The organism is Marinobacter sp. C1S70, assembly GCF_000475355.1.
GTDB lineage: Bacteria > Pseudomonadota > Gammaproteobacteria > Pseudomonadales > Oleiphilaceae > Marinobacter > Marinobacter nauticus.
This window is the reverse complement of sequence record NZ_AXBW01000040.1, coordinates 97,930-117,457: the sequence shown is the minus strand read 5'-3', so window position 1 is coordinate 117,457 and position 19,528 is coordinate 97,930. Positions and strand designations below refer to the sequence as shown.

Here is a 19,528-nt window from a genome sequence, read left to right as displayed (position 1 = left end):
AGGCTACCAATGTTAATCTTGTAAGCTCCCGCTGCGGGGAAAGATCACCCGATAAACGGCGCGCCATACCACTGAATCCAGGGGAGCATACCGCAACGCCTGAGCAACCGCGCCCCAGGCAGTCGCGGAGTCTCCTGCTGATGCAAAATGACGGGCTTTCCGGCAGTAGAAGCGGGCCAGGCCCCAGCGGATGTCACCGGGTTGGAGTGTACTTCCGTATTCCTCGATAAAATCACGAATGATCGCTTCGTTGGCGGCAAATCGGCGTTTCTTGTCGCTGGAAATCTGGTCTGCCATCACCCGGTAATAGCCCCAATACTCGGGCACATACAGGAAGGTGAAACGGGCTGAAAAACGCAGCCAGATGTCGTAGTCGTCGGCAACGCCGTAGCGGCCGGAAAACCCGCCCATGGCATCGAAACATTCCCGCCGCGCCATTACCGTGTTGATGCTCACGCTGTTGTCCACCAACATCTGGCGAGCAATCTGGCCCGAGTACCGGCGCATATTCTTGCGGGACAACTCCCGGCCCTGTTCATCGATCATGATTTCATCACTGTGAAGGACATCCACCTCCGGGTGAGCCTCCATAAGCGCCACTTGCTTCTCCAGCTTTTCAGGCACCCACAGGTCATCGGAATCCAGAAAACACAGAAATTCGCCCCGGGCATATTGAAGCGCCAGGTTCCGGGCAATGCTCTGGCCCTGGTTCTCCTGAAAATGGTAGTGGATGCGTTCATCGTCCAGGTAACTGGCCAGCTTCTCGCGGGTGCTATCCCGGGAGCCATCATCAACGATGATCAGCTCCCAGTGGGGATAGGATTGGGCCAGGACAGACTCGACCGCTTGCGTGATGGTGCGCTCACGGTTGAAGGTGGGGGTGATAATGCTGACCAGAGGGGCTGACGCAGGCACGGTTTTCCTTTCCAAAGATTGTTCCCTTTCCGGTGAAAAAGGTCGATTCAGATCACTGGACCCTTTCAAAAACCTGATTGAAATCGACCACCAGTTCCGAGGGTTCACTGCTCATCGCGTCCGTATAGTAAGCCCTGTACAGCACATCACCCACCGGATAAACGTTCATACCCGGCTCTGATGCCAAATCACAACTTCCGGGAACCTGGGGATTGTACCGGTCATCTATGTAGGGAAAGCTCAGCACCTCGTATACGCCTTGTACCAGCACTCTTTCACGAGTTTCGCCGAAACACTGAAGTACAATTTCGGGTCCGTCCTCGTAGGACAGAGGCGTCTCGCACATCTCATCAACGTAAACGGATCGAGAAACCGCAATAGCGTTCTCTGTAATGTCGAGTCGTTCTACCCACCAAACGGGCAAGAATTCGGCGTCGCCAAATATTGATGCTGTGATCACGTCATCAATTGGGGAGCAGGCCCTGATCCAGCTTCCTACCTCAGGAGCGATTGTTTCGGCGGCAACATCTGGCTGGTCATTATCTGAATTGCTTGATTTACAAGCCGCCAAAAACAAGACACAACCAACAACAAGAATTTCCTTCATAACGTCCCTATTAAAACTGATCAAAGCGCGCGCTGACTGCATCAAACAAGTAACCCCGCCAAATGGACCCGAGAATGGATGGAAACAATTGCGGGAGCAGTATGGCCAACACAGCAAAGACAATAATACAGGCGACAAGGTAACCACTACTGAGAAAGGAATCCCAGTAAATGGCTAACTCCAAATTGACCCAGAGCCAAATGAGGGCTGCTGTTGGGATAGAGAAAAACAACGATGCCAATAAGCTGATTAGCCGTGATTCAATCGGCCCACCTCGGCCTTGATTCCTTGCCATGATCTATGAACATTCCTTGTGTGTGCTGCCTTTAAACAGCAAGGCCCGGAAGCTTCCGCAACCAGGCCTTTTCATCACTCAGCGGTCAATCACCTCAACCGCATTTGCTGTCGCCGCAGGACAGGCAGGTGGCGCAGCCGTCCATCACGATCACGGCCTTGGTGCTGCACTTGCCGCACATGGTGGCGTTGGCGGGGTACTCGCTGGCGCTGTCGTCGTTGGTGGCTTTGTTCTGGCTGGCCTCAAACTCGGCGCGTTTTTCAGCGAGGATGCGCTTGGTGGTTTCGCTCAGCTCGTCGCTTTCCAGCAGGCCGATGGCCTTCAGGTGCTTCTCGATCACGGCGCCAATTTCGGCTACCAGTGAGGGCATGAACACGCCGCCCTTCTTGAAATAGCCGCCGTTGGGGTCGTACACGCTGCGCAGCTCTTCCACCAGGAAGGTGACGTCACCACCTTTGCGGAACACCGCTGAGATAACGCGGGTGAGGGCGATAACCCACTGGAAGTGTTCCATCGATTTGGAGTTGATGAACACTTCATACGGCTGCCGGCTCTCGTGGTCTGTGTCTTCGTTCAGCAGGATGTCATTGATGGTAATGTACATCGCGTGCTCGGCCACCGGCGGCTTGATCTTGTAGGTGGTGCCCAGGAGGAAATCCGGGCGTTCGATGTTCTCATTCATCTCCACCGGTTTGGTGTCGGCTTTCACCGGCGCCTGGTGTTCACCCGTGGTCTCGGTGTCGGCTTTCTTTACCCGGTAGCCGACGATCTTGTTGCTGATTTTCACTGTCATGTTCGTAATTCCTGTCTGTCGGTTCCCGGATTAATACTTGCCGTAAGTGCCTTCTTTCAGCGCGTCGAAGAGGTTGGCGGCGGTGTGGATTTCGCCATCGTACTCTACCTGTTCGTTGCCGCGCAGGGTCACTTTGCTGCCGTCGTCCAGGGTGAATTCGTACAGGGTGTTCTCAAGGTCTTTCTCTTTCACCAGTACGCCCTGGAACGCTTCCGGGTTAAAGCGGAAGGTGGTGCAGCCTTTCAGGCCCTTGTCGTAGGCGTACAGGTAGATGTCCTTGAAGTCCTGGTATGGGAATTCTGTCGGAACGTTGGCGGTTTTGGAAATGGAGGAATCTACCCATTTCTGTGCCGCAGCCTGGATGTCGACGTGTTGCGTGGGCGTTACGTCGTCGGAGGTGGTGAAGTAGCTTGGCAGCTTCTTGTCTTCATCCTCGGAGAACGGCATTGCGCCCGGGTTGACCAGGTGGCGGTAGGCCAGCAGTTCGAAGCTGAATACGTCTACCTTCTCTTTGGTTTTACGGCCTTCACGGATAATGTTCCGGGCGTAGTGGTGCGAGAAGCTCGGCTCAATGCCGTTACTGGCGTTGTTGGCCAGCGACAGGCTGATGGTGCCGGTCGGAGCGATGGAGGTGTGGTGGGTGAAACGGCCACCTTTCTCGGCCAGCTTGGCCACCAGCTCCGGCTCTACTTCGGCAATGCGGCCCATGTAGGCGCTGTACTTGGCGTGCAGTACCTTGCCTTTGACCTTGTCGCCCACCTTGATGCCGTCTTCGGCCAGTTTCGGGCACTTGGTCATCATTTTCGGCGTTACTTCAAACTCGTCGTCCATGATTGGCGCCGGGCCTTTCTCTTCGGCCAGGGCCAGGGACTGGCGCCAGCCTTCTACCGCCATTTCACGAACCACTTCTTCGGTGAACTTCACGGATTCGTCAGAGCCGTAAGGCATGCGCAACATGGCGAGGGTGGAGCCCAGGCCCAGAATGCCCATACCGTGGCGGCGCTTGTAGGTGATCTCGTGGCGCTGTTCGCCCAGGGGCAGGCCGTTGATTTCGACTACGTTGTCCAGCATGCGGGTGAAGGTGCCAACCACTTTGCGGTACTTCTCGTAGTTGAAGCTGGCTTTCTCGGTGAACGGGTACTCAACGAATTTGGTGAGGTTCACGGAGCCCAGCAGGCAGCTGCCGTACGGGGGCAGGGGTTGCTCGCCACAGGGGTTGGTGGCGCGGATGTCTTCGCAGAACCAGTTGTTGTTCATCTGGTTGACCTTGTCGATCAGGATGAAACCTGGCTCGGCGTAGTCGTAGGTGCTGGTCATGATGGTGTCCCAGATGAACTGGGCTTTCACCGTTTTGTAGATGCGGCAGGCAACTTTGCCTTCGTTGTTCACCACGTAGCCTTCCTGTACCGGGAAGTCACGGTAGACGAACTGGCTGGCGTCGGTCAGGTCCAGGCCTTCGTCGTCGGCTTCTTTCTGGGTAACCGGGAAGGACAGGTGCCAGTCGTCGCCGTTGCGCACGGCTTCGATGAAGTCTTCGGTGATCAGCAGGGACAGGTTGAACTGGCGCAGGCGGCCGTCTTCACGCTTGGCCTGGATGAATTCGATCACGTCCGGGTGGTGTACGTCAAAGGTGGCCATCTGTGCACCGCGGCGGCCACCGGCAGAGGACACGGTGAAGCACATGCGGTCGAAGATATCCATGAACGACAGCGGGCCAGAGGTGGTGGCACCAGCGCCGGCGACATAGGCACCGCGCGGGCGCAGGGTTGAGAATTCATAACCGATACCACAGCCGGCCTTGAGGGTGAGGCCGGCCTCGTGGTTTTTCTCCAGGATATCGTTCATGGAATCCTGGATGGTGCCGGATACGGTGCAGTTAATGGTGGAGGTGGCCGGCTTGTGAGCTTCGGCACCGGCGTTGGAGGTAATACGGCCGGCGGGGATGGCGCCGTTCTGCAGGGCCCACAGGAATTCCTTCATGTATTTGTCGCGTACATTCTTTTTCTCAACCTCGGCCAGGGCCTTGGCCACGCGCTCGTAGGTTGCATTGATGTCTTTGTCGACAGGCTCACCGGTCTTGGTCTTGAGCTGGTACTTGCTGCTCCAGATATCCAGCGAAGCTTCCTGCATGGGAATCGTTGTGATCACTGCCTGTGCCTTAGCGTTCATTGCCACCCTCGGTTTTCAGTATGTCTCTTTTTGAAGACGCCGTCCTCAGCGCCTTACCCCTGTGTGTTTCTGGTACTGCATTGGTTATCGCGCCAGCACAATCACTATATATGGTGTTCGTGCCTGGCCGGAAAGACTGCCTTCCATAACCGGAATTTTGTGTTGATCACTGCTGCCAGCCTTGTGTCTGCTGGCATTTCTACTGCTTGACATTCAGTAGGTGTTGGCGTAGCTGGCCCTATATATGGGCTTATTTTTTGGGAAGTATAACAGGATATAGTGTTCTGTGAATAAGAGAGCAACTATTGATTGGCGCCTGTGGGCAAAGAAAATCAATGGAAAAGTTCTTGAATCTGCGGGAAGCCGCGCCATTGCCGGTTTCTCTGCAGATTACTACATGTTGTGGTTAAAAATTGTGCGCCTTAAAAGTTTCGGAATGCAGGTTTTTGTGACTTCTGCACGTATCCAAAAACGACGTGTCGGTAGAGTATGAGAGTGGCGTCGTAATACTGCAGTGGCCCACAGGAAGTGATAACGACTATAAAAGGAAAAGAACAATGAAAGGCCTGAAACCTACCGTTCTTGCGCTGTGTATTGCCGGGGCGCCCCCAGCGGCCCTGGCGTTTCAACCGTTAGATGAAACCACAATGGGAAACATCACCGGCCAGGCGGGTGTAACCATTGAGCTGGAGACCAAACTGAACATTGATCGGTTTATCTATACCGATGAAGGTTCGCTTGAGATCAACAACATCTTCGTGGGCGGTACCAACCGTAGCGATCTGTTCCCGGAGTTGGGTGTTAACCTGATGGGCGGTGCCGCCCAGGAAACCGACTTGCTGGATAACATCCGTATTGAAATCGATGTGCTCAGCGACGGTGATGCCATCATCAACGTGCTGCCGCAGGTTTTTGGTGCGGTTGATGTGCGGGTATCCACGGACCAGTGGAACCTGGTTGGCACTACAGATTCCACCACCATCCTCGATAACTTTACTGCCGATATTTTGATGGGCGGTGCCAACATCGAGATTGATGCCGATACCGACGTGATGAACCTGCGCGCCGATATCGCCATCGATAACATGGAGTTTGACGCACCGTTCCTGGCGGTGGGTATCCGGGATCTGCGCCTGACCGGTGATACCTATGATCCGGTTCGCAACAAAAACATTCCGGACCTGTTCGCCAAGGTGGACCTCGATATCTACAAGGGCTCTAACAGCCTGGGTGTCGACAGCCTTGCGGTCGATATGGATTCGTTCCGCGCTGACATGACCATTGGCGGTGTGCTGGTGGGTGGTACGTCCATTGGCAGCATCTTTATGGACGACCTGGCCATTACCAATACCCAGATGGTGATCTACGGCCACTAAAATGGCTAAGTAGAAACAAAAACGGGGCCGCGTGGGCCCCGTTTTTGTCTGTCGGGTGTTTCAACCCAACAACAGACTGTCGTCGTCCACCTCCAGGCCGCGCTGTTTCTCGAACAGGCCCAGCAGGTCCTTCACCTCCAGTCCATCCCGGTCTTTGCCGGCAATATCGAATACCACCTGGCCCTGGTGCAGCATCACCGTACGGCTGCCGACTTCCAGTGCCTGTTTCATGCTGTGGGTAACCATCAGGGCGGTGAGCTTCTGCTCCTCAATGATCTGCTGGGTGAGTTCCAGCACGAAGTTGGCGGTTTTCGGGTCCAGAGCTGCGGTGTGCTCATCCAGCAGCAGAATGCTGGAGGGCGTGAGGCTGGCCATCAGCAGGCTGACAGCCTGGCGCTGGCCGCCGGAAAGCAGGCCCATTTTGTCGCCCAGGCGGTTTTCCAGGCCCAGTTTCAGGGTGGCAAGGCTTTCCCGGAACTGGCCCAGGTACTGCTTTTTCACCGCGCTGGTCAGGCCCCGGCTTTGGCCGCGTTTGATGGCCAGGGCCAGATTTTCTTCAATGGACAGGTTTTCACAGGTGCCGGCCAGGGGATCCTGGAACACCCGGGCAACCCGGGCCGCCCGTTTGTGGGTGGGCAGACGGGTAACGTCCAGGTTGTCGACGATAATCTGGCCGCTGTCGACCATGACTTCGCCGGCCAGGGCGTTCAGAAAGGTGGATTTGCCGGCGCCATTGCTGCCGATGACCGTCACGAATTCGCCCTGGTTTACTGTCAGGCTCATGCCCCGCAGGGCCGGGTTTTCCAGCGGTGTGCCTTTGCCAAAGGTAAGCCGCAGATCGGTTGCGCTGATCATAGTGCCTCCTCAGGCCTTTTTGCTGGTGAAACGGCCGGCGATCTTGGTGCGAACGCCGGGCAGTACGATGGCCAGTGTGACCAGAACCGCGGTAATCAGATTCAGATCCTGTGCCTGCAGGCCCAGAATATCGGCATTCAGGGCAAAGGCGATGGCCAGGCGGTAGATAATGGCGCCCACCACACACGCCAACAGGGCGCGAACCACGGTGGAGGGGGTAATGACGGCTTCACCGCCAATCAGCGAGGCTAGCCCAATCACGATCACGCCCACACCCATGGTGACATCTGCAGCACCCTGGCTCTGGGCGAACAGGGCACCGGCCAGGCCTACCAGGCCGTTGGAGAGAGCAACCCCGAGAATGATCATGCCGCCGGTCGCAATGCCCTGGGCGCGAGCCATGCGGGCGTTGGCGCCGGTGGCGCGCATGGCCAGGCCGGTTTCGGATTTCATGAAACGCCACAGCAGAATCAGGGACACAATGGCGACCAGGGTAAACAGCAGCACCGGGACCTGATGGAAAGCCAGGCCCAGGTCGTACCAGGGAGTCAGTACGGTTTCTTCTGTGAGCAAGGCCACGTTCGGCCGGCCCATGATGCGCAGGTTCACGGAGTAGAGCGCAATCATGGTAAGGATGGAGGCCAGCAGGTTCAGAATGTTGAGTTTGACATTCAGGATGGCGGTTACGGCACCGGCGGCCATGCCGGCCAGTACCGCACAGCCAGTTGCCAGCCAGGGATTCCAGCCTTCAATAATTAACATGGCGGCAACGGCGGCGCCCAGGGGGAAGCTGCCATCCACCGTCAGGTCGGGGAAGTCGAGAACACGGAAAGAGAGATAGATACCAAAGGCAACCAGGCCGTAGATCAGGCCGGTTTCGAGAGCACCGTAGAATGCGATTTCACTGAGCATGGGTAGTTTTTCACCGTGAAAGAAAACGGGCGGGCCCTTTTGGGGTCCGCCCGTGTTGGTCAGGCGTTATTTGTCGTTTTTGACGACTTTGACGGCTTCCTGGATGAGGTCTTCGGGCAGAGTGACGCCCATGCGCTCGGCGGCCTCGGGGTTCACGTACAGATCCAGTTCTTCCATGGTTTCAACCGGCATGTCGGCTGTGCCGGCACCTTCCAGTACGCGTGCGACCATGGCGCCAGTCTGGCGGCCGTGGTTGTAATAGTTGAAGCCCAAAGCGGCTACCGCGCCACGCTCAACGGTGGCAGTGTCGGCAGCAAACACCGGGATCTTGGCCCGTTCGCCAACGGAAATAACCGCTTCGGCGGCACTGATCACGGTGTTATCGGTGGTCAGGTAGATGGCGTCGGCCTTGCCTACCAGGGAGCGGGCTGCGCCCAGCACTTCAGAAGTCTTGGTGGCCGCACCTTTAACCAGCTCCAGACCGCGGGCCTGCAGGCGTTCTTCCAGCAGTTCAATCAGCGCGGCGGCGTTGGCTTCGCCAGGGTTGTAAACGGTACCGATGCGCTTGGCGTCGGGCATTGCACGCTGCAGCATGTCCAGGTGCTTCTCGATGGGCAGCATATCGCTTACCCCGGTGATGTTGGCACCAGGGGCTTCCCAGCTTTGTACCAGTTTGGCGGCAACCGGATCGGTCACGGCAGAGAAGACCACGGGCACGTTACGCGCTGCAGCGGCAACGGTTTGTGCAGACGGTGTGGCAATGGCCACGATTACATCCGGGTTTTCACCCACAAACTTGCGGGCAATCTGAGAGGCAATGGCTGAGTTGCCCTGGGCACTTTCGTGCATCAGGCGCAGGTTTTCGCCTTCGCGGTAGCCGCGCTCGGCCAGTTCGTCCTTAACGCCCTCATGGACGGCATCCAGTGCCGGGTGTTCAACAATCTGTGTGATGGCAACAACACGGGGGTCGTCCGCCTGAACCAGGCTTGCTGCGGCCAGCAGCGAGGCGCCGATCAGGGTGCGCAGGGATTTCTTGGCCATATGCCCATCTCCGAGTCAGTTACTGTTTTTTCCCGTGAAACCGGGGGCAAAAATTCAAGGTGCGCAAGTTTAACACAGCCATGCGGCAATCGGTGTAGCGGAAGGCGCAGATTGTTGCGATGATCGTTTGAGTGGTTGCAGATGCAAATTATTTTGCACGGATCACGTTTTGACGGGCTCTGGTGTGTTGAAATAGGCTACTAAAGTCTAATAATACGAGAACGCGACAAAGCGAATCCGAAACTATAACGACAAATCAGGAAGGTCCATGGACACAACGAAGAAGCTCCCCCTGGATATGGTCTACCACTGGGAGGCCACCAGCCCCACTTCCCTTTATATGACGCAGCCTATCGGCGACGGCAAGGTGGTTGAGTACACCTGGGGCCGCGCTGTGGATGAGGCACGCCGGATGGCGGCTTACCTGAAATCACTGAACCTGCCGGAGAAAAGCCGGATTGGCCTGATTTCCAAGAACTGTGCCCAGTGGGTGATGACAGACTGGGCCATCTGGATGGCCGGGCACATTTCCGTGCCGCTGTATCCCACCCTGAACGCCGATACCGTGAACTACATCCTCAACCACGCTGAGTGCGATGTGTTGTTCGTGGGTAAACTGGATGACTGGGACAGCATGAAATCCGGTGTGCCGGAATCGGTTCGCTGCATTTCCTATCCGCTGAGCCCGCCCAACGATTTCGAGACCTGGGACGACATCGTTGCCAAGTACCCGCCACTGGAAGGCAAAACCAGGCGTGATCCGGAAGAGTTGGCCACCATCGTGTACACCTCTGGCAGTACCGGTCGCCCGAAAGGCGTTATGCTCAGCTTCAATAACATGGCCTTCGCTGCCGCTGGCGGTATCGAGACGCTGGGCGTAGGGCCGGGCGAGCGCATGTTGTCTTACCTGCCGCTGGCTCATGTGTTTGAGCGCACATTTGTGGAGCTGGGTTCGCTGTATTCCGGCTTCCAGCTGTATTTTGCCGAGTCCCTGGACACCTTTGTTCAGGATCTTCAGCGGGCACGGCCCACACTGTTCCTCTCGGTTCCGCGCCTGTGGGTGAAATTCCAGCATGGTGTCTTGCAGAAAGTGCCCAGGCAGAAGTTGGATCGTCTGCTGAAGATTCCGGTAGTGAACAAGCTGATCAAGAAGAAGGTGCTGAAAGGCCTTGGCCTGGACAAGGTGAAGCTGGCCGGTTCCGGTTCCGCACCGTTGTCCAACGATGTATTGGACTGGTACCGCAATCTCGGCCTGGAACTGCTGGAAGGTTATGGCATGTCCGAGAACTTTGCCTACTCTCACATGAACAAACCGGGCCGTACCCGCACCGGTTATGTCGGCGAAGCCCTGCCGGGCGTTGAAGTGAAGATCAGCGAGCAGGGCGAGGTATTGGTGAAGAGCCCGGCCACCATGATGGGTTATTACAAGGACGAGGAGAAAACCGCTGAAGCCTTCACCGAGGACGGCTTCCTGCGTACCGGTGACAAGGGCGAGATTGACGAGTTGGGCCGTCTCAAGCTGACCGGCCGCATCAAGGAGATCTTCAAGACCAGCAAGGGCAAGTACATTGCGCCGGCGCCGATCGAGAACCGCCTGATGTCTCACGATGCCATCGAAATGGTGTGTGTGTCGGGTGCCAACCAGACCCAGCCCCACGCGTTGGTGGTTCTGGGTGAGGAGATTCGCCCGAAAGCTGCTGACGAGAGCTTCCGCAAGGAGTTGGAAGAAAGCTTCAGGCAGCTGATTCAGGATGTGAACAAAACTGTGGATCCCCACGAGCAGCTGGCCTTCATTACGGTGGTCAGCGATGAGTGGTCCATTGAGAACAGCTTCCTGACGCCGACGCTTAAGCTTAAGCGTAACGTGGTGGAAGACGCCTATCAGGCGAAAGTGGACAGCTGGTACGCCAAGAAGCAGCCGGTTATCTGGCAGTAAAGGCGACGGCTTACACGGTAAGGACAAGAAGGCCCGGCAAACTGCCGGGCCTTCTTGTTTCTGGCGTTCCGATATTTCTGGCCGTCAGGCCATGGTTCTGGAATTGGAGATGGACCGGTTCATCAGAATGATGGGGATGATACCGGCGACAACAATGATCAGGGCGGGAAGGGCGCTGTGATAGAGCTGTTCGTCTGAGGCAAACTGGTACACGTAGGTGGCCAGGGTCTCGTAATTAAAGGGCCGAAGAATCAGGGTGGCCGGCAGTTCCTTCATGCAGTCGACAAACACTACCAGGGCGGCGGTGACCAGGGTTCCACGCAGCATCGGCAGGTGTACGTTGATCAGGGTTTTGCCCGGAGTGTGGCCCAGGGAGCGGGAGGCCATGTCCATGCTGGGGGTGATTTTCTGAAGGGCGCTTTCCACACTGCCGGCAGATACCGCCAGAAAACGCACGGTGTAGGCGAAAATCAGTGCGAACGCGGTTCCACTCAGCAGCAGGCCGGTGCTCACGCCAAGATAATCCCGCATCAGAGAATCCAGCCAGTTATCGAAGCCAGCCAGTGGCACGATGACGCCAACGGCCAGAACGGCGCCGGGCATGGCGTAGCCGAGGCTCGAAAGCCGCATCAGGATCTGCATGCCCCGGGTGTTGTGCAGGCGGCGGCTATAGGCCAGCGTGACGCCAATGATCAGAGTGGTGAGCGCTGCCGCGCTGGACAGGAACAGGCTGTTAAAAGTGTTCTGAATAAAATCCGGGTTCCAGCTGACATCGAAGTATTCCCAGGCGTAATAGCCCAGGGTGGCTCCGGGGATTATGAAGCCAAAAACCAGTGGCACGGCGCAGACGACGACACAGATCATCTGGCGCGGGAAAGACATGGTGAAGCGGTGAATCGGGTCACGGTTGTCGCGGGCCGCGTATTGTTGCTGGCGGCGCCGTGAATAACGTTCCAGGGTTACCAGGATCACCACGAAAATGAGCATGGTGGTCGCGATCTGGGCCGCGCCGCCCAGATTACCCAGGTTCATCCAGGTATCGAACAGGCCGCGGGTGAGGGTTTGCACGGCAAAGAAATCGACGGTGCCGAAATCGTTCAGGGTTTCCATCAGCACCAGGGACAGGCCCACGGCAATGGCTGGCCGGGCAATGGGCAGAACCACCCGAAAGAAAGTGCTCAGTGCCGAATGACCCAGGCTACGGCTGACGGCAAACAGTGAGGGTGATTGTTCAAGAAAGGCAGCTCGCCCCAGCAGGTACACATAGGGGTAGAGTACCAGTCCGATCATCAGGATGGCGCCTTCCAGGCTGCGGATTTCCGGAAACCAGTAATCGCTGGCGTTCTGCCAGCCAAACCACTCACGCAGGCCTCGCTGCACGGGGCCGGCGTAATCCAGCAGGCTGGTGTAGGCATAGGCAATCACGTAGGCCGGTACGGCAAAAGGCAGCAGCAGAGCCCATTCAAAGAATTTTCGGCCCGGGAACTCGCACATGGTCACGGCCCAGGCGGTGGCTAGTCCGATCAACAGGGTTAGCGCGCCCACACCGATCATCAACTTGATGGTGGTGGTCAGGTAGCGGGGCAGGGTGGTTTCAATCAGATGAGGCCAGATGTTCTCGTCCGGGAACAGGGCCAGGAAGATCACCGACAGCACTGGAAGCGCGACAATAGCGGTGGTAAGGACGGCGCTGATCAGCCACCGTTTTGAGGTGCGTTTTGCCAGTAGCGGTTGCGAGAGCCCCGGGTTTGCACTGGAAACGACCTCGGTCATGGTGATCCTGTTAGCGTAGTGGTGATGAGAAGTGTTGCGATTTTAGATAGTGCGTTGCTTCCCTGCAATGACTGCGGTCATGTTTGTGGCCAACAAAAAAGGGTGCCCTGGACAGGACACCCTTCGGTTTACCGGTTGGTGTGAGGCTGATCAGCCGTCATAGTCAACGCGGTCAACCAGCTTCACAGCCGCTTCGCGGTTGTTGGCGATTTCCTGCAGTGACAGATCGTCCGGGTTGATCTCACCCCACTCGGCTACCAGGCCAGAAGGCTTCACTTCCGGGTTCGCCGGGTACTCGGTGTTGGCTTCCGCGTAGATGCGCTGGGCTTCCGGTGAGGACAGGAATTCCATCAGCTTGATGGCATTGTCCTTGTTCGGCGCGCTCTTGGTGAGGGAAATGCCACTGATGTTTACGTGAGTGCCACGACCTTCGGCATTCGGGAATACCAGGTTAACCTGTTCGGCGATCGGGCGCTGGTTTTCGTCCATCAGCATGTTGCCGTAGTAGTAGCTGTTGCCAATGGAAATGTCGCAGACGCCTTCAGCGATGGCTTTGATCTGGTCGCGATCGCCACCCTGGGGTTTGCGTGCCAGGTTTTCTTTGACGCCTTGCAGCCACTCTTCGGTCTTCTCTTCACCGTGGTGGGCGATCATGGAGGAGATCAGGGCGATGTTGTACGGGTGCTTGCCGCTGCGGGTACAGATGCGGCCTTCCCACTTGTCATCAGCCAGTTGCTCGTATGTGGTGATCTCACCCTCTTCAACGCGATCCTTGGATGCGAAGATCAGGCGACCACGAGTGGTCAGGGCGTACCACTTACCTTCCGGGTGGCGCAGGTTCTCCGGAATGTTCTCCTGCAGCGTGTCGGTCTCAACGCCGGCAACGAGGTCTTTCTCAACCAGTTCGTTGATGCGGGAAATGTCGACCGTCATCACCACGTCTGCCGGGCTGTTGCGGCCTTCACGCTCCAGGCGCTCGGCCAGACCTTGCTTGGCAAAGACAACGTTCGCTTCAATGCCGGTTTCTTCCGTGAAGGCGTTGAGCAGGGGGTCCAGCAGGTAAGCCTGGCGGTAGGAATAGATGTTGACCTCGCCGTCGGCGGAGGCGGACAGCGGCATGGCGGCCAGAGCGATGGCGGCAGTTGCGGCAAGTTTCATACGCATAGTGTTGATCCTTTCTGACGCGTTGCTAAAAGGTGAACGTTCGCCTGTAATCGAATGTGACAGGCAGTTAAAAACGACAACTATTCTCATTGCTAACCGCGAATGAGTCAATAACCCTTCGGGGATATTTTTCAGAAAATAGTGTTATGCTTCAGAACACTATAAGAAGGCAGCAAATGGCAGGGTTTCCGAGCATGGTCGGTAGTGATCGCAGAGAGCATAGCCGCACGGCAATGAGTGCAAAAGTGAAGTTGGTCCATGAACAGTTGGGAGAATTCGTCTTCTCTACCCGTGACATCTCAGACGGCGGCGTTTTCATCGTTGTGGGTGAACAGGTCTTCGAGCCCTCCTTGGGCGATTGCGTAAGCGTTCAGGTGCAGGGGCTTCCTGTGCCGGCCCCCATTCTGGATATGGTGGTGGTGCGTCGCACGGTTGACGGGTTCGGGTTGCAGTTTGCCGATACTGCCGAATAGTTGGCGGAAGTGGATTCCATGATGGCGATAATGGACGCAGTTAAAAGAAAAGGTCTTGCCTGATGAGTTCACCCACTTACCTGAGATTGATTGCCTCGGTGTTTGTTGTGCCGGTGGTAATGCTATCAGGATGCGCCAGCTACTATACCCACTATGCCATGTTCCCTGCTGAAAACTCTGCGGGTGAAACCCGGCAGGTGCGCGTGAACTGGCAAAGCGCGGAATATCCAGAGTGGTGGCCAGGCAATAATCAGGCTACCACCATGAAACTGGAAACCCAGTGCAGTGAACGGGTCTGGCGTATTGCCGACAGCAGCCATGACAGTTCTGGTGATTGTGGTGATGGCATTCGTGCTTGTGGAGATCCGTCGCTGGACGTTCTGGCGGCATCCGGTGCGCCGGCCACAGAGCAGGCTGCCTGTTTGACGGTAAAAACGCCCCAAGGGGGAGCCCGGGTTGCCGATGTTGGAAGCCGCTTCGAGCTGCTTGTGTCCTGCCAGCCTGCAAAGCCGACCCTGATGAAGGACGGGGAAGAGGTGAATGTTGATTACATCCGTCCGTCTGCAGTCGCCTATACGGTTTACGCCAGGAAGGTGCCCCGGGGCTCTTTGAATGCGCGCCTGCCGGATTTTGACGAGACTCAATGTCTGGAAGATTGAAGCCTGTCTGCTTTTACCTCTGAGCTTGGTCACACTGATACATTTCGTTGCCGAATGAAAATCTGAGTTACGACTTGTTGCGGTTTGGTGACGCTTGGCTACCAAATCGTAATGGAGTCTTGCCGCTAACGTGGCAAACTGGGAATCGTCAAAGAATCCCTGTTCCCGAGGTGTTTAGTGGGCGTTCGTCAGAAAAAAATTGCGGCACATGATCTTGAGATCGGCATGTTCGTGTCGGATCTTGATCGCCCCTGGCATCAAACACCGTTTCCCATCCAGGGATTTTACCTCCGTTCTGAAAACGACATGAAAGCCGTTGTCTCCCACTGTAAGTGGGTGATGATCGATGTTGCTGAAATCCGGGAGGAAATCACCCTCGGGTCAGACAAGGTTCGACCTTTTGCTCGACGTTCCAGCGCCCGTTCGGGTGGTCGGGAGGAGTTGCAGCTGGCGCCACTGAGTATTCGTGAACCGGTTGTTTACAAGAACGATGTCCCCCTCAGAAAAGAACTCAAAGCATCCCGCAAGCTCCTCAACGATGCGGAATTGGCATTAAGCCGGATGTTCGAGACCGTTCAGGATGACCAGATGCCGGATCTGCGCCCGGCTGCGGACGTCACCCGCCGCATGGTGGAAAGCGTTATTCGCCAGCCGAACGCTCTTTTGTGGCTGAGCCGTACTCGCCAGTACGATGATTTTGTGTATCGGCATGCCCTGAACACGGCAGTGTGGGCTCTGGTCTGTGGCCGGCAGTTAGGGTTGAACGAAGGGCTGTTGAATCATCTGGGGGTAGGGTGTCTTTTGTCCCAGGTGGGTAAGACTGCACTACCTAAAGAAATGCTGGCCCGCGAACACCAGCTGTCCACCGAAGAATATGCAACTTATCGCACCTATGTGGAGCGTGGCTGCCAGATGCTGGAAGGCGCGGGTCTTTCCAGGGCCGTTATGAGTGTGGTTCAGGGGCACCGCGAGCGCCACAATGGTTCTGGTTTCCCCCAGGGAATTCGGGGCGATCGTATCCCCCTGCTGGCAAAGGTGGCAGGTATTGCCGAGTTCTTTGAGTCTTTGATTGCGCCCAGGGATGATCAGGATCCTATGACACCGGCAAAAGCGGTATCGCTGCTGTACGACATGCGCAACATCGAATTTCAGGAAGACCTAGTTGAGGCCTTTATCCAGGGTGTGGGCGTGTATCCGACCGGAACTCTGGTGGAGCTTTCTGATGGCCAGCGTGGCATTGTGGTATCCCATTCACCGGGAAGGCGGTTGTGGCCCAGTGTAATGGTCATGCAGGACGCGGAGCACCGCCCACTGAAATCAGCCAGGATTGTTGATCTGGCCCGGCACAATGAGTCCCGGGCGGCTTCTGAATTGCTGACCGTACGCGAGTGTTTGCCCCATGGCACCGATGGCCTGGCCCCGGCCGGCTTCGATGTGACCGGTGCCGAGTCTCGCTGGTCCCTGGGTAAGCTGATCAATCGATAAGTATGCGTATCTGCTTGCGCACCCAGCGGTAGGTACCTTCCGGCCGGAAGTTCACCAGAATTTCTGATTCGCCGCCTTTGGGGCCGTCGACCACGTATTCCACTTCTGCTTCTTGCCAGCTTTCGGCGTTAACATAAACGTCGGTTGGGCGAGTGCTTTGGGCTTGCAGTTGGGCCAGTTGGGCGTCACCCCTGATCTTTTTGACTTTCACGGACTTGATGCTGGTGTCGCCGGCGGCGTGTGTGGCGTCTTCAGGTGACAGGTAGTACTGCCTTGATAACTTCCGGGTTATAGCGGCGAGCTCTCTGCGAAGGTAATTGCGGGCCTGCTCGTTGTCGAATTCATCCATATTGCGTACGGACTGAAGAATCCGTTCCCGAAGCGCCTCCAGGTCTTCCTTGTAGTCGATATCCGGGTCCAGCTCTCCGTCGACAGGCCGTTCTGTGGCGTTATCTATTTCTTCCTGGGTTGGAGGCTGTCCGCACAGCGGGTCATCTTCAGGGTAGAAGCAGATTTCCGCCAGGATCTGGTTGGCCGGTGAATTCTCGGCGGTAAATTCGCTGGTACTGACATTGAAGTTGACGGTGTTCGGCAGGTTGGGATTATCGAGCGCCCGATTGAGCTGGTTGATGACCCGCTCGCGGATATCGATGCCCTCATCGTCGTCTACGTTCTCTGTCCAGTTCAGGGCCAGAAGGAAGCGGGACAGGTTCATCAGTGTGTTGTTCTCAAACAATAGCTGTTCACGGACCTGGTGGCTGTTCAGTCCTTCATCGTCAACGGCCGGGGTTTGCAGGGCCGCGCGGGTGTCTGCCTGAAATTCCAGGAAGGTCACGTATTCCCTTGCCGGAATCCCTTCTGCGATAGGTAGATTGCCTACTTTGACCGAGAGTGTCTCGCCGGGGTAATAGCGGAACTCGCCACGGGTGTTGGTCTTTCCGGACTGACTGGCAGTCTGGTAGGTCAGCCCACCAACGCCCTGGAAATGAATTTGCCCGGTGCGGGTATCGTCGGATCCGGAGCTGCTGCCACTATCGAAGCAGCCGGTCAGGGCGATGGCTGCAGAGAGTGGCAGAATAAAGCGGGTGAGGTGAACGAGTTTCATGGCGTTTCGTACAATCCCTTCGCGTTGACCTGGAGCATCCGGTGGCCGGTGTCCGATTTGTAAGTTGTTGTAACCGCATTATAGGGATGGCACTTCGGCTATATCGGGAATCCTGTCGCAGTTTGAGGGTTTGGGGCACCTGGCTTTAATTGGCTTCGTCACTTGAATTTTCCGGCGTTGCCTCAATCAAATAGCTCTCTATCTTTTTAGCTCCTCTGGAGCCGGGTTTCTGAACAACGGTGGGGTGTATGACCTACGCACTGGACATTGAAGGGCTGACCAAGAACTACAGCGATGGTTTTCAGGCCCTGAAAGGCATTGATCTGCACGTTCGGGAAGGCGATTTTTTCGCCTTGCTGGGCCCAAACGGGGCCGGCAAGTCGACCACTCTTGGGATTGTTTCCTCTCTGGTAAACAAGTCGGGCGGCAAGGTCAGAGTGTTCGGCCATGATATCGATACAGACCTCTCAAGCGCCAAGCTCTCCCTGGGTGTGGTTCCACAGGAATTCAATTTTAACCAGTTCGAGAAGGTGGAAGATATCGTCACCACGCAGGCTGGTTATTACGGCATACCCCTGAAAACCGCACGGGTGTCTGCGGAAAAGTATCTGAAGAAGCTCGGGCTCTGGGACAAGCGCAACACACCGGCCAGGATGTTGTCCGGTGGTATGAAACGCCGCCTGATGATCGCCCGGGCACTGGTACATGAGCCCAGATTGCTGATTCTTGATGAGCCGACGGCCGGTGTGGATATCGAATTGCGTCGCTCCATGTGGCAATTCCTGGAGGAGATGAATCGTCAGGGGACTACCATCATTCTGACCACCCACTATCTGGAGGAGGCGGAAGCCCTGTGCCGCAATATTGCCATTATTGATCATGGGGAAATCATCCGGCACACCAGCAAGCGGGAACTGCTGCAACAGCTCAGTGTGGAAACCTTTGTACTGGATACCGAGCAGCCGTTAGAGAAAGCACCTGAGCTTAGTGCATTTAACGCCAGCCTGGATGACGATGGTGCGCTCGAAGTGGAGGTTGCCAAGGGGCAGGGTCTGAACGCCCTGTTTATTGAGTTGGAGAATCTTGGTATTCGGGTGCTGAGCATGCGAACCAAGGCCAACCGACTGGAGGAGCTGTTCGTTCGCATGGTTGAGGAAAATGCCGGGGAGGCAGAGAAAACCAGCGGGGTGACGGCATGACACCGCAAGCACTGTGGACAGCCTTCACAACCATCGTTACCCGCGAGGTTCGGCGCTTTACCCGGATCTGGCCGCAGACTCTGTTGCCCCCAGCCGTCACGATGACGCTGTATTTCATCATCTTTGGCAACCTGATTGGTTCCCGTATCGGTGAAATGGGCGGATACGACTATATGCAGTTTATTGTGCCCGGCCTGATCATGATGGCGGTGATCACCAACTCATACTCCAATGTGGTGTCGTCGTTCTTCTCGATGAAGTTCCAGCGCAGTATTGAAGAATTGCTGGTGTCGCCGGTGCCAAACTGGACGATACTGGCGGGCTATGTGGCCGGGGGCATGGCCAGGGGGCTGAGTATTGGCCTGATCGTGACATTGCTGTCGCTGGCATTCACCCAGTTGAGTATTCATAACCTCCTGATGGTGATCATCACGGTGATTCTCACGTCGGCGCTGTTCTCTTTGGGTGGCTTCATCAACGCCATGCTGGCGACCAAGTTTGATGACATTTCCATTGTCCCGACCTTTGTGCTGACGCCGCTGACTTACCTTGGGGGTGTGTTCTACAGCATCGACATGCTGCCGTCGTTCTGGCAGGGCGTGTCCATGGCGAATCCGATCCTGTATATGGTCAACGGTTTTCGCTTCGGCATACTGGGTGTTTCGGACGTTAATCCGTTCGTGTCTCTTGGTATGATTCTGGTTTTCATCGTCTTGTTGGCGGCGGTTGCCTTGCGCATGCTTGCCCGCGGCAAGGGCATTCGACACTGAT

The 19,528-nt window shown here is 56.4% G+C and carries 18 protein-coding genes; 8 read left to right on the top strand and 10 right to left on the bottom strand.

The annotated features are described in order from the left end of the window. Positions 1 to 12 precede the first annotated feature (12 nt). The 4 genes from Q669_RS12590 to Q669_RS12570 form a co-directional block, all read right to left on the bottom strand. A complete protein-coding gene (locus Q669_RS12590) occupies positions 13 to 915 on the bottom strand; it encodes a glycosyltransferase family 2 protein (RefSeq protein ID WP_226538108.1) in 903 nt (300 codons plus the stop codon). Between the two features lie 52 nt (positions 916 to 967). Then, entirely contained in the window at positions 968 to 1,522 is a 555-nt protein-coding gene (locus Q669_RS12585) for a hypothetical protein (protein WP_022992524.1), read from the bottom strand. Positions 1,523 to 1,911: 389 nt separating this feature from the next. After that, positions 1,912 to 2,610, bottom strand: coding sequence for an NrdJb (locus Q669_RS12575; RefSeq protein WP_022992522.1), 699 nt, complete (start codon positions 2,608 to 2,610; stop codon positions 1,912 to 1,914). Positions 2,611 to 2,640: 30 nt separating this feature from the next. Further along, positions 2,641 to 4,779 carry an adenosylcobalamin-dependent ribonucleoside-diphosphate reductase gene (locus Q669_RS12570; protein WP_022992521.1) on the bottom strand — a complete coding sequence of 713 codons (2,139 nt, stop codon included), beginning with the start codon at positions 4,777 to 4,779 and terminating at the stop codon, positions 2,641 to 2,643. A gap of 286 nt (positions 4,780 to 5,065) precedes the next feature. Between Q669_RS12570 and Q669_RS19540 the strand changes: the two genes are divergently transcribed. Together Q669_RS19540 and Q669_RS12565 are read left to right on the top strand one after the other, a co-directional pair. Continuing rightward, positions 5,066 to 5,272: a hypothetical protein gene (locus tag Q669_RS19540; RefSeq protein WP_152525048.1), complete on the top strand. Its 207-nt coding sequence runs from the start codon at positions 5,066 to 5,068 to the stop codon at positions 5,270 to 5,272. Positions 5,273 to 5,336: 64 nt separating this feature from the next. Then, positions 5,337 to 6,155, top strand: a complete 819-nt coding sequence (locus Q669_RS12565) for a DUF6160 family protein (RefSeq protein ID WP_022992520.1) — start codon at positions 5,337 to 5,339, stop codon at positions 6,153 to 6,155. A 60-nt stretch (positions 6,156 to 6,215) separates the two neighbouring features. Here the strand turns inward: Q669_RS12565 and Q669_RS12560 are convergent, their stop codons facing one another. The 3 genes from Q669_RS12560 to Q669_RS12550 all read right to left on the bottom strand — a co-directional run bounded on the left by Q669_RS12560 (position 6,216) and on the right by Q669_RS12550 (position 8,963). Next, positions 6,216 to 7,010 (bottom strand): ABC transporter ATP-binding protein, encoded by a 795-nt coding sequence (locus Q669_RS12560; protein WP_011784596.1) that lies wholly within the window; start codon positions 7,008 to 7,010, stop codon positions 6,216 to 6,218. A gap of 9 nt (positions 7,011 to 7,019) precedes the next feature. After that, positions 7,020 to 7,922, bottom strand: coding sequence for an ABC transporter permease (locus Q669_RS12555; RefSeq protein WP_022992519.1), 903 nt, complete (start codon positions 7,920 to 7,922; stop codon positions 7,020 to 7,022). Positions 7,923 to 7,988: 66 nt separating this feature from the next. Continuing rightward, positions 7,989 to 8,963, bottom strand: a complete 975-nt coding sequence (locus Q669_RS12550; protein WP_014421768.1) for an ABC transporter substrate-binding protein — start codon at positions 8,961 to 8,963, stop codon at positions 7,989 to 7,991. Positions 8,964 to 9,231: 268 nt separating this feature from the next. On the opposite strand from Q669_RS12550, the gene Q669_RS12545 reads away from it, so the two are divergent. Beyond that, positions 9,232 to 10,899, top strand: a complete 1,668-nt coding sequence (locus Q669_RS12545) for an AMP-binding protein (protein WP_022992518.1) — start codon at positions 9,232 to 9,234, stop codon at positions 10,897 to 10,899. Positions 10,900 to 10,983: 84 nt separating this feature from the next. On the opposite strand, the gene Q669_RS12540 is transcribed toward Q669_RS12545, so the two are convergent. After that, positions 10,984 to 12,672, bottom strand: coding sequence for an ABC transporter permease (locus Q669_RS12540; RefSeq protein WP_022992517.1), 1,689 nt, complete (start codon positions 12,670 to 12,672; stop codon positions 10,984 to 10,986). Positions 12,673 to 12,822: 150 nt separating this feature from the next. Then, the gene (locus Q669_RS12535) at positions 12,823 to 13,836 is read right to left on the bottom strand and encodes a Fe(3+) ABC transporter substrate-binding protein (protein WP_022992516.1); all 1,014 of its coding nucleotides are present in this window, start codon (positions 13,834 to 13,836) and stop codon (positions 12,823 to 12,825) included. 194 nt (positions 13,837 to 14,030) lie between these two features. On the opposite strand from Q669_RS12535, the gene Q669_RS12530 reads away from it, so the two are divergent. From Q669_RS12530 to Q669_RS12520, 3 genes are all read left to right on the top strand, one after another. Beyond that, the gene (locus Q669_RS12530; protein WP_014421764.1) at positions 14,031 to 14,309 is read left to right on the top strand and encodes a PilZ domain-containing protein; all 279 of its coding nucleotides are present in this window, start codon (positions 14,031 to 14,033) and stop codon (positions 14,307 to 14,309) included. Between the two features lie 62 nt (positions 14,310 to 14,371). Continuing rightward, complete coding sequence (locus Q669_RS12525; RefSeq protein ID WP_022992514.1) at positions 14,372 to 14,968, top strand: hypothetical protein; 597 nt, start codon at positions 14,372 to 14,374, stop codon at positions 14,966 to 14,968. Between the two features lie 177 nt (positions 14,969 to 15,145). Further along, on the top strand, positions 15,146 to 16,453 hold the full coding sequence (locus Q669_RS12520) for an HD-GYP domain-containing protein (RefSeq protein ID WP_022992513.1): 1,308 nt from the start codon (positions 15,146 to 15,148) through the stop codon (positions 16,451 to 16,453). Here Q669_RS12520 and Q669_RS12515 read toward each other — a convergent pair. After that, positions 16,443 to 17,558 (bottom strand): organic solvents resistance ABC transporter permease, encoded by a 1,116-nt coding sequence (locus Q669_RS12515; protein ID WP_022992512.1) that lies wholly within the window; start codon positions 17,556 to 17,558, stop codon positions 16,443 to 16,445. The two genes, Q669_RS12520 and Q669_RS12515, sit on opposite strands and share 11 nt — an antisense overlap. 248 nt (positions 17,559 to 17,806) lie before the next feature. Between Q669_RS12515 and Q669_RS12510 the strand changes: the two genes are divergently transcribed. Next, a complete protein-coding gene (locus tag Q669_RS12510) occupies positions 17,807 to 18,757 on the top strand; it encodes an ABC transporter ATP-binding protein (RefSeq protein ID WP_022992511.1) in 951 nt (316 codons plus the stop codon). After that, a complete protein-coding gene (locus Q669_RS12505; protein WP_022992510.1) occupies positions 18,754 to 19,527 on the top strand; it encodes an ABC transporter permease in 774 nt (257 codons plus the stop codon). The genes Q669_RS12510 and Q669_RS12505 overlap by 4 nt, the downstream gene beginning before the upstream one ends. Position 19,528: the final 1 nt, after the last annotated feature.

What these genes read in the sequence shown, in the direction of transcription:
- Q669_RS12545 (WP_022992518.1), top strand. Translation starts at nt 9,232, where the DNA reads ATGGACACAACGAAGAAGCTCCCCCTGGATATGGTCTACCACTGGGAG.
- Q669_RS12560 (WP_011784596.1), bottom strand. Translation starts at nt 7,010, where the DNA reads ATGATCAGCGCAACCGATCTGCGGCTTACCTTTGGCAAAGGCACACCG.
- Q669_RS12565 (WP_022992520.1), top strand. Translation starts at nt 5,337, where the DNA reads ATGAAAGGCCTGAAACCTACCGTTCTTGCGCTGTGTATTGCCGGGGCG.
- Q669_RS12575 (WP_022992522.1), bottom strand. Translation starts at nt 2,610, where the DNA reads ATGACAGTGAAAATCAGCAACAAGATCGTCGGCTACCGGGTAAAGAAA.
- Q669_RS12525 (WP_022992514.1), top strand. Translation starts at nt 14,372, where the DNA reads ATGAGTTCACCCACTTACCTGAGATTGATTGCCTCGGTGTTTGTTGTG.
- Q669_RS12540 (WP_022992517.1), bottom strand. Translation starts at nt 12,672, where the DNA reads ATGACCGAGGTCGTTTCCAGTGCAAACCCGGGGCTCTCGCAACCGCTA.
- Q669_RS12550 (WP_014421768.1), bottom strand. Translation starts at nt 8,963, where the DNA reads ATGGCCAAGAAATCCCTGCGCACCCTGATCGGCGCCTCGCTGCTGGCC.
- Q669_RS12535 (WP_022992516.1), bottom strand. Translation starts at nt 13,836, where the DNA reads ATGCGTATGAAACTTGCCGCAACTGCCGCCATCGCTCTGGCCGCCATG.
- Q669_RS12555 (WP_022992519.1), bottom strand. Translation starts at nt 7,922, where the DNA reads ATGCTCAGTGAAATCGCATTCTACGGTGCTCTCGAAACCGGCCTGATC.
- Q669_RS12570 (WP_022992521.1), bottom strand. Translation starts at nt 4,779, where the DNA reads ATGAACGCTAAGGCACAGGCAGTGATCACAACGATTCCCATGCAGGAA.
- Q669_RS12530 (WP_014421764.1), top strand. Translation starts at nt 14,031, where the DNA reads ATGGTCGGTAGTGATCGCAGAGAGCATAGCCGCACGGCAATGAGTGCA.
- Q669_RS12505 (WP_022992510.1), top strand. Translation starts at nt 18,754, where the DNA reads ATGACACCGCAAGCACTGTGGACAGCCTTCACAACCATCGTTACCCGC.
- Q669_RS12515 (WP_022992512.1), bottom strand. Translation starts at nt 17,558, where the DNA reads ATGAAACTCGTTCACCTCACCCGCTTTATTCTGCCACTCTCTGCAGCC.
- Q669_RS12585 (WP_022992524.1), bottom strand. Translation starts at nt 1,522, where the DNA reads ATGAAGGAAATTCTTGTTGTTGGTTGTGTCTTGTTTTTGGCGGCTTGT.
- Q669_RS12510 (WP_022992511.1), top strand. Translation starts at nt 17,807, where the DNA reads ATGACCTACGCACTGGACATTGAAGGGCTGACCAAGAACTACAGCGAT.